We start from the raw sequence: 17,385 nt of genomic DNA on the forward strand, positions 1-17,385 counted from the left end.
TCACCGCATGAAGTGGAGGTGGATGGCCCTCTGTCTGCTGTACGTTCAGGGGGCGGGGGCGCAGGTGCAGGGCAAATCGCAAGAGCAACAGGCCCTAATGGTGGATACGAGCATTCTGCTGCACTCCGCTACCGTAGTGGGTCGCCGCAACGAAGCGGCCACCGACCTGCCGTACCAGATCGAACTCATCGACGCCGCGGCCCAGCGGCGCGTCCAGAGCCTCACCACGGCCGACGTACTCGCCGACCTGTCGGGCGTTTACGTTCAGAAATCCCAGCTCGGTGGCGGCAGTCCCGTGGTCCGCGGCTTCGAAGCCAACCGGGTACTGCTGGTCGTCGACGGCGTGCGGATGAACAACGCCATCTACCGCAACGGCCACCTGCAGAATGCCATCACGGTAGACCCCAACGTCCTGGAACGTACCGAGGTCATTTACGGTGCCGGTGCCCTGGCTTACGGGAGCGATGCCATCGGCGGAGTGATTCATTTCCGGACCCGGGAGCCGGAATTTCGCCCCGACGGCGGCCTCACGGGTTACGCCACAGGCAATTTTGCTTCAGCGGCAAACGCCGTAAACCTGTCGACCGGCCTGGAATACGGACGGGGCAAATGGGCCGGCCTCACCAGCGTTTCCCTCAACCGCTTTGGCGACCTGCGGGCCGGAGCCAACCGGCCGGACAATTATGGCGACTTCGGGCTGCGCCCTAACTACGTCGTGGGTGATGAGGTAGTGATAAACGAACACCCTGCGCTGCAGGTGGGCAGCGGCTACGAACAGTACAACCTGCTTCAGAAACTACGTTTCCGCCCCTCCGACGGGCTCGAACTCAGCGCGAATTTCCAGTACTCCACTACGGGCAACGTGCCCCGCTACGATGCGCTGACCGAAACGCGAGACGGACAGTTGCGCTGGGCCCGCTGGGACTACGGACCCCAGACCCGCCTCCTTGGCAGCCTGCGGCTCGACGACCGCCGGGCGACCCAACTCTACGACCTGGCCAGCTACGTGGTCTCCTACCAGTTTGTCGAAGAAGACCGCATCCAGCGCCGGCTCGGTGACCCGACGGAGGAGGCCAGCCTGGTCGACGTCGCCAGCTGGAACGCCCAGGTCGACTACACCAAGGGCCTGAACCCCATGGTACGCCTCCGTTACGGACTCGACCTGCGCCACGAACGCGTAGACGCCACGGCGCATCCGGCGGAGGAACCTACCCGTTATCCGAGTCGGGGCAGCGGTCTTGCGGGGGGCGGACTGTACGCCGACCTCAGTCGCGAACTCGGCAACTGGCAACTGCGCGGCGGACTGCGGTACGGCTACCAGCGCCTGACGGCCACCTTCGGCGCTGACGATCCGGTGGAGTGGCCACGGGCGTACCTGGAGGGGATCGTAAATCCGTCCGCCGCTCTTACCGCCGCCCTCGGCACCCAGTACCGGCGAGCGGGCCACGGCCTGCGCCTCCTAATAGCCCAGGGGTTCCGCGCGCCGAACGTGGACGACTTTGCAAAATTCCGGGAACAGAGCGGACGCATCCAGGTACCCAATCCGGAACTCCGCCCGGAGCGGTCCACCACCCTGGAAGCTGCCTTTAGCCGCTTCGAGGGCAGCCTGCGGTACGAAGCAACCGTTTATGCGACCCTGCTGGAGGATGCCATCATCCGCCGCGACGGGGCCCTGCCCGACGGAAGCCCCTTTTTCCTCAGCCACGGCGACACCCTCTTCGTCGATACGAACGTCAACGCCGAGCGGGCCTGGATCTACGGATTCGACCTGGCGGCGGTCTGGTCCTTCGCACCCGGATGGGAACTGCGGCCCGAAGCACACTGGCTCCGCGGTCGTCGCCGGCAGGAAGCTCCGGACGGAACCCGGCTTACCCTCCCCCAGGATCACATTCCCCCGGCTTACGGGCGCGTTGGCCTGCGGTACGCCGCCGGTCCATGGGAAACCAATCTCCGGCTCGATTTCCAGCTCCGGAAACAACTGGAAGACTATGCCGTGAATTCCATCTCAGGCACGGCTACTTCGGGGTATGTCTTCGACATCGTGGGTAGTGCCGACAACCCGGAACTAACCCCCTACGGCACGGGCACGCCGGGCTGGTGGACGGTAAACCTATACGGCACGTATCGGTATTCCGACCGCCTGTCCGTATACCTGAAGGGGGAAAACCTGCTCGACCGTTTCTACCAACCCTTCGCCAGCGGCATCGCGGCACCGGGGATCGACGTGGGGATTGGCGCGCGGTGGACGTGGTGACCTGTTTCGTTAAGGTTACTTCCTGGTATCCGAAGTGGGCATTATATTACCGTACTCGCCCGAGCGGCATTAACCCCATTTTCCTTTGGTATGATTAGATTGTGCGTATACTAGGGTAAGCTTTAGCTTAATTTACTTTTATGCTCTCATGGATACCGCGATTTGTTTTGCTGTTGCTGCCCCTCGCGGCAACTGCACAGCAAAGTGCCGATGCGGTAGCCGAGCTGGTACCCCGGGCCTGGTCCGCCATCCAACCGCAGTTGGAAGACTCACGTCATGTATCTGACTATAGCGTCATCGAACAGTCCGTGAACGAAGCCTGCGGCAACGACCAGGATTGCCAGCTGGAATTGCTCGAGGGGCTGATGTATAAGCTGGAGGACGTATATCACCTACCGGCCGCTATCTACGCCGCCGAAACCATCCTCCGTATTGCCGAGAAGAATGAACGGTTTTCCTGGATGGGCAAGGCACACGCGGAACTTATGCGCTTCCACGGGGCGCTAGGCAACGAAGAATTAGCCACTGCCAACCTGGAAAATGCCATACACTACGCGGGGCTGGCGGGCGACCGCGACCGGGTGCTTCACCTGGAGTTTACTAAGCTCGAAAATGCGATCGATTTTGCGGACCCCGATGAGGCGTTTGCTGCCCTCGACTCCTTCCTGGTCGGGGTAACGGTACGGGGGGATTCCAGCGCCGTAACGCACGCTCACCTGCGACTGATGAGTGCTAAACTCCAGGCCGGTCGGTTAACGGAGGCCGAAGCACACCTGCGGGAAGTAGAAAAATTGAACCTGAGCCCTCCCTACACTCCCCAGGAAGCGGCGGCCGTACTCATCGCAGCCATAACCAGGGGCGATCTGGCCGTTGCCCGGGGTCAGCTGGAAGCCGCAAAGGAGCACTACCGCCGTGCCCTACAGCTAACGGAAGAAGATGCCAGTTTCTGGCTCGAAATCCTAGTGCACACCTCATTGGCCGAAGTAGAATGGACCACGGGAAACCACCGCAGGGCCTGGAAGCTTATCGAGACAGCCCGCCAAAAAGCGGCCGACCGGGCCCTGCACGACCTGCTGGCGCGGGTGTACGAACTCTCCGCCCGGATTGCGGAAGACGAGCGGGACTACGCCCGGGCCCTCGGATACTACCGCCAGCAGCAGGCCCACCTCGACACCTTCTCCCACCGCAGCGAGGGGTTCGATCTCCGGGCCTACTACCTGAACCAGGAGAAGGAGCAGCTGGCCACCGTAAAGGAAAACCAGGCCCTGCAACTCGAACTACAGTCGACCCGCAACCGCATCCTCACGGCTTCCTTCGTAGCTGTATGCGTAGTGGTCATCGGACTGCTTCTCTCCACCCGCTACCAGCAGCAAAGCCGAAAGCGCCTCACCGAGCAGAATGCGCTTATCGCCGCCCAGGCGGAACGCCTACGGGAACTTGATCGTTCCAAATCCGTTTTCTTTACCAACGTCAGTCACGAACTCCGTACGCCCCTCAGCCTGATTCTGGGACCGATCGGCTCCCTGGTCGACGACGATCAGCTCAGTACGCGCCATCGGGAATTGCTAAAGATGGTGCAACGGAGTGGCCGGCGGCTGGAAACCCTGGTCAATGACATCCTGAACCTGAGCAAGTTAGACTCAGATCAAATACAGTCCGACCCGACGCCTACCCTGCTGACTCCCTACTTCGAGCGCAGGCTGGGAGACTTCGTCAGCCTGGCCGGATCGTTGGCCATCAGGTACACTTACCACCTGGATATTCCGGAAGGTGCCAAGGCGAACCTCGACCGCGAGAAGTGCCGGCAAATCCTCGACAACCTTCTCTCCAACGCCCTTAAATTCACTCCCGAGGGGGGAAGCATCACCGTCAACGTAAAATACGCCGCCGGCCAACTACAACTAACCGTAAGGGACAGCGGCCGGGGTATTCCCGCCCAAGACCTGACGCGCATCTTCGATCGCTACTTTCAGTCTTCCCAGCCCGATCACGTCGCCGAAGGAGGTGCCGGCATCGGACTGGCCCTCAGCAGGAGGTATGCGCGACTCCTGGGGGGAGACATCGAAGCAGAGAGCGAGCCCGGCCGCGGCTCCTCCTTCTGTGTGTACTTCCCCCTGGAACCCATCGCCGATCCGGCCACCCCCGTCATCGACGTGGCACCGGTAGCCCCCGCACCAGCCGCTTCGGTTGCATCGCTCCCTACCGGCAAGCCCCGGATAATCGTAGTAGAGGACAACTTCGAGCTACAGGAATACCTCCGCCTCATTTTGGAACCCACCTATCACCTGACCGTCGCCCGGCACGGACGGGAAGCCCTCAGTTTACTAAAAATCGAAGGCCGGCACATCGACCTGATCCTTACCGATCTGATGATGCCGCACATGGATGGTTTCCAGCTTATCGAAGAAGTAAAGCGTGATGCGATCCTGCAGGATATTCCCGTAGTCGTTCTCACGGCACGCAGCGACGCCCGCGCCCGCCTGCGGACCCTGCAGTACGGAATCCACGATTACCTCCTTAAGCCCTTCTCCCAGGACGAGCTCCTCGCCCGGCTGGCCAGCCTGCTCCGCAACCGGCAGAAACGGGTGGATTACCGCGCCAAGGAAGAGAACCCTTCTTCCCACAACGGGGCGGACCTCGCCTGGCTCGAAGAATTTCAGGCCCACGTACAGGCCCACTACGCCGATGCCGCGCTCGACGTCCCCTCCCTCGCCCGTACCTTTGCCATGAGTGAATCGACGCTGCTGCGGAAGCTTAAGCTGCTGACCGGGCTCGGACCGAAAAAATACCTGCAGGAAATTCGGCTACAGATTGCACGGCAGCGGCTGGAGGATCACGATCCCGTTACGCTGCAACAACTGGCACAGGACGTTGGCTTCCGCAGTGCCCGCAGTTTCTCACGCAGTTTCCGTCAACGGTTCGGTAAAAAACCGTCAGAGTATGCGGCGGACTGATTTTAATACTCACTTCGGGGAAATATGCCGGAATTCGGCACTTCTAAGTCAAAATCGCCGGATTTAGGCACCACATTGCCGGAAAATTACCGGAAAAACGGATCATATTTGTTTCACTGGGTTGGAGTTCTGTCGCACTACGCAGATGCCTTCGATTCAGGTGTGAATATATAGAGACACTTTTCTGCGACGCTATTTATTGACTTTGACACGCTCTTTGGATACACCCATTTTGTCGCATACACACACGATTCTTTTTCTACTGACACTATGTACACACACATTTCAGGAAGCCACCCCCGGGTGGCTTCTTTCGTTGTACGGGAGGCGGTAAGGAATCTTACTCCGCCACTTCTAGAGCAGCCTACTCACTCTTTAGATCTTTTGCCACGCACCCAGTCCAGCAGGGCCGCTGCTCCCAGAGCCAGCGCCGCCGCGCTACCGTTGAAGAACATATCGGCCGGGTCAAACACCCGATCGGGTAAAAACAGCTGAATGGTCTCGTCCACCACCCCGACCAGAAACGTGAGCAAAAAAGCGAGTAAAGCAGACACTGGACGCCGACGTCCCGCCCCCAGCCGTTCGTCAATTGCCTTATGTACGAATACGGCCAGCACGCTATACTCCATAAGGTGACTGCGCTCGGGCATCCCCAGACGCAGAAAAAACATGACGTAAACGGCCGTGACCCCCAGCCATACCGCGATCTCGCCCCGCCGCGGCCTCGTCTTCAGGGCGTGTACCACCATCATGGCACCGATCAGCCCCATCACCAACAGAAAGATGGCCGCCCGGACGTTCTGGTTATCGAGTAGTTCCGCAAGCGGTTGCCCGGTAAAGAGCGTCACAAAGATCGTGGCAACGACCGCCAGGGCCCAGCGCCAGAAGTACGCCTCCCGGGAAGAAATAGAAATGGTCATGGTACGGGGTTCGTAGACCCGATGCGTGTATCTCCCTAAACTAAGCCTTTTCTCCGTGTCGCCTACCGTCATACTGCCGGAAAGCACCGAGCAAAATCCGGGACCGCGCGTTGTCATCTGCGTATCACTCCCCCCTACTTATGCTCCGCTTACCCCTTCTTCTCTCATTTGTCCTCTTGTTCGCCTCCTGTGGGCGTTACCAGCCCGCCGACGACTACGTATCCATGGACGCGGAAATGACCCCCAATGTCCTGAGCCAGGAACTTTTAGAGGGGCTACGGGGAAAGCGCGACGTTTCCGATCTCGTCATGGAGATTGCCAACCTGGAGCCACGCAAGCTGGCCGCCGAGCTGGACACCCGCGAAAAGAAGGAAGCCTTTTGGATCAATATTTATAACGGTATGGTCCAGTACCTGCTCACCGAAGACCCTACCCTTTTCGATGACCGGAGCACCTTTTTCAGCACCCCGGCCTTTACCGTTGCCGGACAAAAAATGAGCCCCAATGAGATGGAGCACGGCATCATCCGCGGCGGGGAGAATCGCTTCGGCCTGGGTTTTATCCCCCAGCTGTTCTCCAACAAGTTCGAGCGCACCTTCCGCATCAAGGGGGGCGACTCCCGGGTACACTTTGCCCTCAACTGCGGCGCGAGCAGCTGTCCGCCCGTCGAGATCTACCGCCCCGGCACCTTCGAGGAGCAAATCGACGCCCGCGTACGCAGCTACCTGCAGGAGCACAGTGAAATCAAAACCGTCGACGGCGAGCAGGTCATCATTACCTCTCCCCTCTTCCAGTGGTTCAAGGGCGATTTTCGGGACCACGACGGCGTCGATGACTTTCTGGTTCACTACGGCATCCTCACCGAGGAAAACAAGAATATGAAGCGGGAATACGAGGACTACGACTGGACGCTCGAAACGGGTATCTGGGCAAAGTAGCTCATTAGGGCGGGTACGCAGGTGCCGGGTAAACTGGCAAGAGCAAGGAAAGTCAGGACGGAACTTCCTTGTTAAAATCAAACAATTTGTTGCACAAACAGGCCTATTAGTCGTTTTTGCAACAGTTTTTGGTTTTACTCACTCCACACCACATGTACCAAAGAGCCATCCTCCACCTGGATATGGACGCCTTCTTCGCGTCCGTAGAGATTAAGAAAAACAGCTCCCTGGCGGGCCTTCCCCTACTGGTGGGGGGCAGCGGGGGGCGTGGCGTGGTCACTTCCTGTAGCTACGAGGCCCGGCGCTTCGGCATCCATGCGGGCATGCCGATGGCAATCGCCCTACGGCGGTGCCCGGACGCAAAAACGATACGGGGAGATTTCGAGAGCTACGAGCAGCATTCCGATATGGTGACCGAAATCATTGCCGAGGAGGGGCCGGTGTACGAAAAGGCCTCCATCGATGAGTTTTACGTGGACATTACCGGCATGGATCGCCACATCGGCTGCGTCAAGTGGAGCGGAGAGCTACGAAAACGCATCATCCACGAAACGGGATTGCCCATCTCCGCCGGACTGGCCGTAAATAAGCTGGTCTCTAAAGTGAGGGCCGGAGAATCGAAACCCAACGGGGCCGGCTGGGTAGCCGACGGGGCGGAGCGGGCCTTTCTTTCCCCCCTGCCCGTACGCAAGATTCCCTCCATCGGGGCGGTGACGGCACGGAAACTAAGCCTGATGGGCATTCGCAAGGCCGGGACGCTGAGTCAGGTACCCGTGACGTTGCTGGAAAGGGAATTCGGCAGCATGGGTCGCGAGTTTCACCGCCGGGCCAACGGCATCGACCACCGGCCGGTAGTCCCCCACACCGACAGAAAATCATTCTCTTCCGAGCACACCTTTCAGGCCGATACCATCGACGTAGAATTCCTGCTCCGCAAACTCCGCAGCATGACCGCCCAGTTGGCCTTCGATCTTCGGCAGGCGGGCCGGCTCACGGCGGGAGTGACGGTCAAGATTCGCTATACCGATTTCAATACCTACACCCGGCAACAGCGAATCTCCTATACGGCCCACGATCAGCAACTTATACCGGTAGCGGAAACCCTGTTTCGCGCCCTCTTTACACGCCGACAGTGCATACGCCTCATCGGCATTCGCTTCGACCGACTGGCCAGCGGCCACACCCAGCTCGACCTCTTCACCGATACCCAGGAAAACAGTCAACTACTACTGGCTATGGATAAGGTGCGCAAACGATTCGGAAAAACGGCCCTGGGCTGAAAATTTCAAATTTAGAATTTGCCATTTAAAATTTTCAGGCGGCTTCCGCTGAGGCAGTAGAACTTACGGCTTTCTCCCCCTCCGATATCCGGGCGGCGGCGTACTTCTTGAAGATGTGCCGCTGCATGTACCGTCCGATGCTGGCTACGGCCCGTAGGCGCTGCCAGTGCTCGCTGGGCACTCCGAAGTAAGCATAGACGGCTCCGTTGTTGCGGAACTTTACGAATAAGGTGTTGGCGGCGCGTAGGTAACCCATCTCGGAGAGCATCTGCGAGTTGACCTTTTGCATGACGATCGGAAGTGCCATAAAGAGATGATTTTCAGTTTACTACTGTAAATTGAAAACACCCCAGACGACCAAATAGTTGGTCTTTACAAACTTTTTGTTTCAAGTTTGGTCCGGGGTCAGACCTCCCGAAAAAAGCTCCGTACCATGGCACAAATGTAGGCCAAAGTCTCCTCCTCCAGTTCGCTGTGCATGGGCAGCGAGATCACTTCTTTACAGAGGGTGTCCGTGACCGGCAGAAAGTCGATCGCGTTAGCGGCGGTGCCGCGGAACGCATTTTGGTCGTACAGGGGGACGGGGTAGTACACCATACTGGGCACCCCGGCGGCCTGTAGGTGCTGCTGGAGGGCGTCGCGGCGATCGCCGTCGATGCGTAGGGTGTACTGGTGGTAGACATGGGTGCTGGAGGGCAGGCGGGCGGGCGGGAGGAGGCCCGGCAAACCAGCGAGGTGCTCGTCGTAGTAGCGGGCGGCGGCCTGCCGGCGGTCGTTGTACTGCTCCAGCCGGGGCAGCTTGCAGTTCAGGATCGCCGCCTGTACGGAATCGAGCCGGCTGTTGCACCCTACGACATCGTGGTAGTAGCGGCGGTTTTGCCCGTGATTGGCCACCGTGCGGAGGCGGTCCGCAAGGGCATCGTCGTCGGTATTGATGGCACCGCCGTCGCCGTAGGCCCCCAGGTTTTTGCTGGGATAGAAGCTGGTACAACCGATGTCCCCAAGCGTACCGGTGCGGGCCACCCGACCGTCGGAGAAGGTGTACTCGGCGCCGATGGCCTGAGCGTTGTCCTCTACGATATAGAGGTCGTGTCGCTGGGCTAGCTTCACAATGGGTTCCATGTCGCAGCTCTGTCCGAACAGGTGAACGGGAATGATGGCTTTCGTCCTGTCGGTGATCGCCGGTTCGATCAGCTCCGCCGTGACGTTAAAGGTAAAGGGGTCCACGTCGACCATCACGGGCCTCAGACCCAGCAAGGCGATCACCTCGGCGGAGGCTACGTAGGTGAAGGCGGGCACGATCACCTCATCGCCCGGTTTTAGTCCGAGGGCCATCAGGGCGATCTGTAGGGCATCGGTACCGTTTGCGCAGGGAATGACGTGCTTACAACGCAGAAAATCCTGCAGGCCAGACTGAAAATCCTTCACCGCCGGGCCGTTGATGAAGGCGCCACTGCGGATAACATCCAGCACCGCTCCATCGACTTCTTCCTGCATCTGCTCGTACTGGGTCTTCAGGTCGACCATCTGGATGGGTTGAACAGCGGAAGTCCGGGCACGACCGGCAGCATCGGGGGAAGTAGGCATGGATGTTTTTGGGTAAAAGTAATTTAGCCGGCCGGTAGTTTAGTTGGTTTGGCCCCGCTTCCCGAAAAGCGTACTTTCCACCAAAGAAAAAGCATGATACTCGCGGGTAAGATTCTGGTCGGATTCATTGCCGTCCTCCACCTGTATATCGCGTGGCTCGAGATGTTCGCCTGGGAAACGCGTGGCCCTAAGGTATTTAGGGGCGTACCGAAGAAGCTGTTCCCGGAAACGAAGGTCCTGGCCGCGAACCAGGGACTTTACAATGCCTTCCTGGCCGCCGGACTGATATGGTCATTGCTGATCAGGAACGAAGATTGGGGCCAACACGTTGCCCTATTCTTTCTGGGCTGCATTGCCGTCGCCGGTGTCTTTGGCGCGTTCACCGCGGAAAGGAAAATACTGTTCGTTCAGACGATTCCCGCTACGGTCGCTCTCCTACTCCTGTTATTGGGTTAAGGGGGCAAACGGAGAAATCCTAGCTAGAATCCCAGCTCCTGAATCGTTACTCCCTGGGTATCGAAGAGCGAGCGGTCGATGTCGTCTCCCAGTCGGATGTCGGTGATGTGCGTTTCGGTAATGCTCTTGCCGTCGTCGGTAAAGGATTGGATAAGAAACCCCTCAATGGGAGCCTCAGTCCCACCCGGCAGTTGGAATTGTTGCTTTCCGACTCCGGAGAGGTTGGCGATGCCACCGAACACTTCGGCGTAGGAAAGGTCGATGTCCTGAGTTACCCACGACTCGGTGGTCGTGTTGTGCTTGCTGTCGGTGACGATGATCTTCTCACAGTCGTAGCCGTCAATGGTTTTGCGCTCGCCGGTACGGGTAAAGGTGATGTACTCCGACATCTCTTCGGCCTTCTCGGCGACGGTCTTCCCTATTTTGGGCATGCGCATGCGGAACCCCTGCTTCCGACCCTTTTTGTCGGTGGTGATCATGGTGGTCTTGTCGTCTTCGGTGTTGTAGATCATTTGACTGACGGCACCTTGTTCGTCGTCCATGACGATCATGGCAAAGTGGTCGGGCATCGCCCCGAGTCGCATGGTAGCCACCTGCACCTTACCGTTCTTCTTGGTGCTGGTCACGGTCATGACCATGCTGAAGGTCTTATCTCCCACAATTGGGTCGAAGGAATTGTTGTCCGTAGCTGACTGGTGTCCGGGCAGAGGAGAGCATAAGCAAATAACGAGAAGTAGCAGCAGTGTGCGGTAGATCATGGTAGGTAGTTTTGATTGTTCCCACCGCTTAATACCGCCAGACCGGAAGGTGTTACATCCACTACGCCACCGGTTCCCGCTTAGTTAAAGTTAAAATCAAAGCCGAACCTCCGCGTTCTTAAGGGAGTTTTATGAATGCTTGCATTTACGCGTTTTCTAAATCAAACCCCATGAAACATTCAGCCGAAATTAGCGCCGACTTTCTCCGGATCGCATTCATCACCTTCCTTGCGCTCGTCCTGCTTTCCCTGTTTTTTATTCCTACGCTAGCTAATTTTTTCTAGCGCTGGTTGGCCGGGTGATACGATAGAATAGTCTCCCGCAGGAAATCCGTATCCAAATGGGTATAGATTTCCGTAGTTAGGATCGATTCGTGTCCCAGCATTTCTTGCACCGCCCGTAGGTCAGCCCCCCCTTCAATTAAGTGAGTTGCGAACGAATGCCGAAAGGTATGCGGACTGACCGTCTTGTCAATACCCGCACCCGCCGCATACTTCTTTACGGCGGTGAATACCGAAACACGACTCAGCGCCCCGCCCCGGCGGTTAAGAAAGACAATGTTCTCATCCTTGATTACGGGTAAGTGACCGCGCACGTGCCGCAGGTAGATCTCTAGGTGGCGAATGGCACTACCACCGATCGGCACAATCCGTTCCTTGTTTCCTTTGCCGACCACCCGAATAAATTCCTGTTCGAGGTAGAGATCAGATAGCCGCAATCCCGTCGCCTCACTCACGCGAAGTCCACAGGCGTAGAGCGTCTCGAGCAGCGCCCGGTCGCGCAGGCCGTGATCGGTGCTTAGGTCGATGGCGCCGAGCAGTGCCCGGATCTCATCGTAGGTAAGCACCTCGGGTATTTTTCTGCCCAGTTTAGGCGCGCGCAGCAGTTCGGTCGGGTCGCTGTCAATGATCCGTTCGTCTAGCAAGAAGGCAAAGAAGGTCTTCAGCGCCGATACCAGTCGGGCCTGGGACCGGGGTGCCAGCCCTAACTCGGCCAGGTACTGTACGAATCCGTCCAGGTGCATCCGCTCGATCCCCCGCACGCCGATCTCCCACCCGCGCAGTTCCAGGTAGGCGGTCAGCTTTTCCAAATCACTGCGGTAGGCCAGCAGTGTGTGCGTGCTGTACCCCCGCGTAAGCTTGAGGTAAGCTTCGAATGAGCGAAAAAATGGGAGCCAGGGGTGCATGCAATCGGAGTCAGGATACTGGAGGTTGGGAAGGTACGGGTTCCCGTAACCGCATTGCTCCCGCGCGCCGCCGCCCTATTGCGCCAACAGGAAGCCCCCGTCGGTGTGCCGCTCCACGATGAGGCCCCGAAAGTCTTCCCGGAAGGCAGCCACGTCGATCCCCTCGAATTCTTCTCGCGTGTGGGTGGTGGTAAGCACCACGACAGGACAACCCGCGTTGTTGGCCGCCCGCGCTCCCGTGACACTGTCTTCAAAGATCAGGCACTCCTCGAGCGGAACACCGATGCCCTCCGCCGCCCGCCGAAAGACCTCGGGATGGGGCTTACCGTTGGTCACCATCCCCGAATGAACGACGTGCCCCATCATCTTGCGGATGCCGAGTCCGTCGATAACGAAGAAGGCATTTTCCTCCGGCCCGGCGGTACCGATGGCCATGGGAACGTCTTCGGCGAAGGCCGCCTTGATAAACTCCAGTGCCCCGCCCACGGTATTCGCCGCCAGTTCCGGAGCGAAGATCTCCCGGTAGGCCGCCTCTTTTTCCCCGGCGATCCGCACCCGTTCCTCGGGCGTAAACTTGTCGCCGAAGAGCCGCTCCAGGATCTCCAGATTTACCCCGTGGATCTCTGCCTTTACCCGGTCCAGCGAGTAGTCCAGCCCGAGCTCTCCCAGTTTACGCTGCCAGGCGCGGTGGTGTACCATCATGTTATCGACCAGCGTGCCGTCGAGATCGAAGAGAATGCCTTTGAAGGGGATGGGGGTCATGGGAGGGGGAGAATTTACAATGTCAAATGTACAATTTACAGTGTACCATTTGCCCGCACACACTCGCTGCGCTCGAGTCGTCGGCCGAGCGAGGCACGAGGATCGTCCGCCGACTGAGAAGGGTGATTTTTAATTGAAAATTTACAATGTAAAATTTGCCCGCACACACTCGCTTCGCTCGGGTCGTCGTCGGCCGACCGAGGCACGAAGCTTGTCCGCCGACTAAGAGGTAGAAAGCATTACGAGTCAGTATAAATTTAAAATTGAATATTTGAAATTTGAAATTTGCCCGCCCCCACTCGCTGCGCTCGAGTCGTCGGCCGAGCGAGGCACAAGGATCGTCCGCCGATTAGGAAGTGAAAGCAGTACGGGTCAGTACCAATTTAAAATTGAATATTTGAAATTTGAAATTTGCCCGGCTCCCACTCGCTCCGCTCGAGTCGTCGGCCGAGCGAGGCACGAGGATCGTCCGCCGACTAGGAAGTAAAAGCAGTACGGGTCAGTACCAATTTAAAATTGAATATTTGAAATTTGAAATTTGCCCGGCTCCCACTCGCTCCGCTCGAGTCGTCGGCCGACCGAGGCACGAGGATCGTCCGCCGACTAAGAGGTAGAAAGCATTACGAGTCAGTATATATTTAAAATTAAAAATTACACTCCTACGGTTTCCGGTAGATCGCCGGCTTCACCCAGCCCCACTTGGCGAGTCGGTGGAGGAGGGAGACGCGGAGGACGCCGAGTCCGTACTTGCTGCTGCGGGCGAAGTTGATGCTGCTGGCTTCGTGGAAGTATTTGGTGGGGCAGGTAACTTCGGCGATGTCGAAGCCGTGGTAGATGATCTGGGAGAGCATCTCATTGTCGAAGACAAAGTCGTTGTCGTTGGCGTTGAAGTCGATGGACTCCAGCACTTCGCGGCTGAAGGCCCGGTAGCCAGTGTGGTACTCGCTGAGGTGGTAGTTGACCAGAATATTTTGAACGGAAGTAAGGAAGCGGTTGGCTACGTACTTGTACACAGGCATCCCGCCGCGAAGCGCACCCTTGCCCAATATCCGGGACCCGAGCACGACCGGGTAAAGCTCTTCCCCAATGATGTTGCACATCGTAGGAATGAGCTTCGGGGTATACTGATAATCAGGGTGCACCATGATGATGATGTCGGCCCCAACGCCCAACGCCTTGTTGTACAGACTCTTTTGGTTTCCCCCGTATCCAAGGTTGCTCGGGTGAACGATCACGTGATCAACACCCAGTTGTTTCGCCAGCATAGAAGTCCGATCCGCGCTCGCGTCGTCACACAGTATTACCTCGTCAACCAGGTCGCGGGGCACCTCCCGGTACGTCTTCTCTAGCGTAAGCGCGGCATTGTACGCCGGCATCACCACCACAACCTTCTTGTCCTTGTACATCGGTCGCAAATGTAGGCAGCCCCCCTCAATCCCTCACCCCTTCAATCCCTTCACCCCCCTCACCCCTGCGAAGTAGGCCGAATCTGCAGTTCATTGATGTGCACGCTATCCGGCTGGGTGATCGCGTAGTGGATCGCATTGGCGATGTCCTCGCTGTTCAAAAATTCCAGGTTTTCGAAAAAGCCCTTGATGTCCTCCATCAGTTCGTCGTCGGTGATCGTCTCGGTAAGCTCGGTGGCTACGGCGCCCGGCTCGATGCAGGTGACGCGGATGTTGTGCTTAGGGGCTAGTTCCTGACGGAGGCCGTCGCTGAGCGCGCGCACGGCAAATTTCGTAGCCGAATAGACGGCGCTGCCCATCATGACTTCCCGCCCCGCGACGCTGGAAATGTTGATGATGTGCCCACTTTTACGTTCGACCATATCGGGCAGCGTCTCGGCCAGGCAGTGCAGTACGCCGTTGACGTTTACGTCGACCATCTTGAGCCACTCGTCTACGTGCACGTTCTTCATGTAGCTCAGCGGCATGATTCCCGCGTTGTTGATCAGGATATTACAGGGACCGAAGGCTTCTTTCGCCCGTTGCACGAGCTGCTTCACGTCCTTCGATTTGGTTACGTCGGTCTCGACCACTAGAGCCGATCCGCCGGCCTTTTCTATTTCTTGCTTGAGGTCGTTGAGTCTGGCGGCACGACGGGCGGCCAGCACGACCTTTGCTCCGTCGGCGGCCAGTTTCTTGGCGGTGGCTTCTCCGATGCCGCTACTCGCTCCGGTGATGATGGCTACTTTTCCCGATAGGTTCATAATGCTTTTCTTGCTGCAACTGTCGCGGGTCCTGCCATGTTCCCTGATTCCCGGCAAATGACCCTTATTGGTTTGCCGTCGTAATTTTGCGGTATGTCTACGATCGGTACGGTTTCCTTTTACACCCTGGGCTGCAAGCTCAATTACAGCGAGACGTCCGCCATCGGGCGGCAGTTCGAAGCAGCGGGCTACCGGGAAGTGAAGTTTCACGAGGGGGCCGACGTGGTCGTCATCAATACCTGCTCCGTTACCGAGTTCGCCGATCGCAAGTGTCGCAACGTGGTACGTAAGGCGCTGGGCGGGAACGCAGGAGCAAAGATCATAGTGGTCGGCTGCTATGCCCAACTCAAACCCGAAGAGATCGCCAGCATCGAAGGCGTGGATCTGGTACTCGGTGCCGCGGAAAAATTTCGCATCCTCGACTACATCGATGGCATCGGAGGCGGAACCGGCAAAGGGATGGTGCGCGCCGGTGAGGTCCGGGAAGCCGACCGCTTCGTCTCCAGTTTCAGCTTCGGGGATCGGACACGCTCCTTCCTAAAGGTGCAGGATGGCTGCGATTACAAGTGCACGTTCTGCACGATCCCCCTGGCCCGCGGCGCCAGCCGCAGCAGTACGGTGGAGCAGATCGTCAGTGACGCCGAAGCGATTGCCGCCCGGGGCGTAAAGGAAATTGTGCTGACGGGTGTCAACATTGGTGACTTCGGCAACGGCACCGCCGTAATCGAAGGGCAGCGCCCCCGTAAGGAAGCCCTGTTCGTCGACCTAGCCCGGGCGCTCGATAAAGTGGACGGCATCACCAGATTTCGGATCTCCAGCATCGAGCCCAATCTCTGTACCGACGAGGTGATCGACTTTGTCGCCAACAGCGAACGCTTTGCCCCCCACTTCCATATGCCCCTGCAGAGCGGCAACAACAAGCAATTGGCCCAAATGAAGCGCCGCTACCGCCGCGAACTCTTTGCCGAGCGGATAGCTCACATCAAAAGCGTGATGCCCCACTGCTGCATCGGCGTAGATCTCATCGTAGGCTTTCCGGGGGAGACGGAAGAAGACTTTCTCGAAACCTACCGGTTCGTGCAGGAGCTGGATGTAACCTACCTCCACGTTTTCACCTACAGCGAACGAGCCAATACGCCGGCCGCGGCAATGGACGGTGCTGTGCCCCTCACGGAGCGTCGCCGCCGCAATAAGATGTTGGGTATCCTGAGCGAGAAGAAGCGGCGTGCTTTCTACGAGCGCCACCTGGGCGAGGTACGCCCCGTGCTACTGGAAAAAAGTAAGACTAAGGGTATGCTGCACGGTTTTACCGACAATTACGTAAAGGTGGAGTTTCCGGCCGATCAAAGCTGGGTCAATCACCTAGTACCGATGGAGTTAACCGGGATCGGTGATGACGGTATAGTTACCGCACACGTAGCAGAAAGCGTCTATACGCACGACTAGCTATTGGGTCCTTATCCTACCGGACCAGCAAGATATTCCAGTCCGCGCGGGTGCGCAGGGTGATGCCGTAATCGGCGTTAGAGTCGGTTTGGTCGATCCTTGTTTTCAGGCCCAACTCGCGATCTTTCGTAAAACTGGTGATGGTGCACTCCTGGGGTGTCTCGAAGCGGCCGTTGCCTCCGTGATTTATCATGCCGTCCAGGAAGAGTGTGTCGCGGCGAAAACTCCAGTTGCCTTCTCCGATCCCGACCTGTTCGGTCGTCTCGCTTTCGCTTTCGGTGGTGACCGTGAGGCTATAGTCGCCACTCGAAATCCAGCTGCCGTCTTCGAGCAGTTGAACCCTCAGGGCACTGTTGCTGATGCTGCTGGTTCCATCATCATCTACGTCGCTTCCGAGAAAGATTCCGGAAACGTTGTAAGTACTTTCGAATACGTCGACATTCCAAGTGCCGACCATATCGGCTTCGGTGATCACGTACTCCCCTTCTTCTTCTTCCTTGCCGCAGCCGGAGAATAGGAGGGTGCCAACAATGAGGGGGAAGAGTAGATATTTTGACATGTACAGGAGGTTACGGCCGGCAGCAACCGCTCGCCGGAAATCGATTGTTGTCCATACGTCTAAGGTGAAACTAGGC

15 protein-coding genes are annotated in these 17,385 nt (G+C 58.0%); 6 read left to right on the plus strand and 9 right to left on the minus strand.

The window, feature by feature from the left end; translation table 11 throughout:
- Window positions 1-7: 7 nt before the first annotated feature.
- A complete protein-coding gene (locus GGR28_RS14820; RefSeq protein ID WP_183496601.1) occupies window positions 8-2,254 on the plus strand; it encodes a TonB-dependent receptor plug domain-containing protein in 2,247 nt (748 codons plus the stop codon).
- 140 nt (window positions 2,255-2,394) lie between these two features.
- Window positions 2,395-5,208, plus strand: a complete 2,814-nt coding sequence (locus GGR28_RS14825) for an ATP-binding protein (protein ID WP_183496602.1) — start codon at window positions 2,395-2,397, stop codon at window positions 5,206-5,208.
- Between the two features lie 368 nt (window positions 5,209-5,576).
- On the opposite strand, the gene GGR28_RS14830 is transcribed toward GGR28_RS14825, so the two are convergent.
- A complete protein-coding gene (locus tag GGR28_RS14830; protein ID WP_183496603.1) occupies window positions 5,577-6,128 on the minus strand; it encodes a VanZ family protein in 552 nt (183 codons plus the stop codon).
- A 140-nt stretch (window positions 6,129-6,268) separates the two neighbouring features.
- Here GGR28_RS14830 and GGR28_RS14835 point away from each other — a divergent pair, with 140 nt between their 5' ends.
- Both GGR28_RS14835 and dinB read left to right on the plus strand, forming a co-directional pair.
- Window positions 6,269-7,066 carry a DUF547 domain-containing protein gene (locus GGR28_RS14835; protein ID WP_183496604.1) on the plus strand — a complete coding sequence of 266 codons (798 nt, stop codon included), beginning with the start codon at window positions 6,269-6,271 and terminating at the stop codon, window positions 7,064-7,066.
- A 152-nt stretch (window positions 7,067-7,218) separates the two neighbouring features.
- The gene (dinB, locus tag GGR28_RS14840) at window positions 7,219-8,346 is read left to right on the plus strand and encodes a DNA polymerase IV (RefSeq protein WP_183496605.1); all 1,128 of its coding nucleotides are present in this window, start codon (window positions 7,219-7,221) and stop codon (window positions 8,344-8,346) included.
- A 34-nt stretch (window positions 8,347-8,380) separates the two neighbouring features.
- Here the strand turns inward: dinB and GGR28_RS14845 are convergent, their stop codons facing one another.
- Window positions 8,381-8,653, minus strand: a complete 273-nt coding sequence (locus GGR28_RS14845; RefSeq protein ID WP_183496606.1) for a KTSC domain-containing protein — start codon at window positions 8,651-8,653, stop codon at window positions 8,381-8,383.
- A gap of 98 nt (window positions 8,654-8,751) precedes the next feature.
- A complete protein-coding gene (locus GGR28_RS14850) occupies window positions 8,752-9,933 on the minus strand; it encodes a DegT/DnrJ/EryC1/StrS family aminotransferase (RefSeq protein ID WP_183496607.1) in 1,182 nt (393 codons plus the stop codon).
- A gap of 93 nt (window positions 9,934-10,026) precedes the next feature.
- Between GGR28_RS14850 and GGR28_RS14855 the strand changes: the two genes are divergently transcribed.
- Window positions 10,027-10,389 (plus strand): DUF1304 domain-containing protein, encoded by a 363-nt coding sequence (locus GGR28_RS14855; protein WP_183496608.1) that lies wholly within the window; start codon window positions 10,027-10,029, stop codon window positions 10,387-10,389.
- Between the two features lie 23 nt (window positions 10,390-10,412).
- Here GGR28_RS14855 and GGR28_RS14860 read toward each other — a convergent pair whose 3' ends face one another.
- The 5 genes from GGR28_RS14860 to GGR28_RS14880 all read right to left on the minus strand — a co-directional run bounded on the left by GGR28_RS14860 (window position 10,413) and on the right by GGR28_RS14880 (window position 15,304).
- Window positions 10,413-11,147, minus strand: a complete 735-nt coding sequence (locus GGR28_RS14860; RefSeq protein WP_183496609.1) for a DUF4412 domain-containing protein — start codon at window positions 11,145-11,147, stop codon at window positions 10,413-10,415.
- Window positions 11,148-11,427: 280 nt separating this feature from the next.
- Window positions 11,428-12,333, minus strand: a complete 906-nt coding sequence (xerD, locus tag GGR28_RS14865) for a site-specific tyrosine recombinase XerD (protein ID WP_183496610.1) — start codon at window positions 12,331-12,333, stop codon at window positions 11,428-11,430.
- 75 nt (window positions 12,334-12,408) lie between these two features.
- Window positions 12,409-13,095 (minus strand): HAD family hydrolase, encoded by a 687-nt coding sequence (locus tag GGR28_RS14870; RefSeq protein WP_183496611.1) that lies wholly within the window; start codon window positions 13,093-13,095, stop codon window positions 12,409-12,411.
- A 659-nt stretch (window positions 13,096-13,754) separates the two neighbouring features.
- Entirely contained in the window at window positions 13,755-14,501 is a 747-nt protein-coding gene (locus GGR28_RS14875) for a glycosyltransferase family 2 protein (protein ID WP_183496612.1), read from the minus strand.
- A gap of 59 nt (window positions 14,502-14,560) precedes the next feature.
- Entirely contained in the window at window positions 14,561-15,304 is a 744-nt protein-coding gene (locus tag GGR28_RS14880) for an SDR family oxidoreductase (RefSeq protein WP_183496613.1), read from the minus strand.
- A gap of 93 nt (window positions 15,305-15,397) precedes the next feature.
- On the opposite strand from GGR28_RS14880, the gene mtaB reads away from it, so the two are divergent.
- A complete protein-coding gene (gene mtaB / locus GGR28_RS14885; RefSeq protein WP_183496614.1) occupies window positions 15,398-16,750 on the plus strand; it encodes a tRNA (N(6)-L-threonylcarbamoyladenosine(37)-C(2))-methylthiotransferase MtaB in 1,353 nt (450 codons plus the stop codon).
- A gap of 16 nt (window positions 16,751-16,766) precedes the next feature.
- Here the strand turns inward: mtaB and GGR28_RS14890 are convergent, their stop codons facing one another.
- Window positions 16,767-17,309: a hypothetical protein gene (locus GGR28_RS14890; protein ID WP_183496615.1), complete on the minus strand. Its 543-nt coding sequence runs from the start codon at window positions 17,307-17,309 to the stop codon at window positions 16,767-16,769.
- Window positions 17,310-17,385 lie beyond the last annotated feature (76 nt).

Origin of the sequence: Neolewinella aquimaris, assembly GCF_014197245.1 — a bacterium.
Lineage (GTDB): Bacteria > Bacteroidota > Bacteroidia > Chitinophagales > Saprospiraceae > Neolewinella > Neolewinella aquimaris.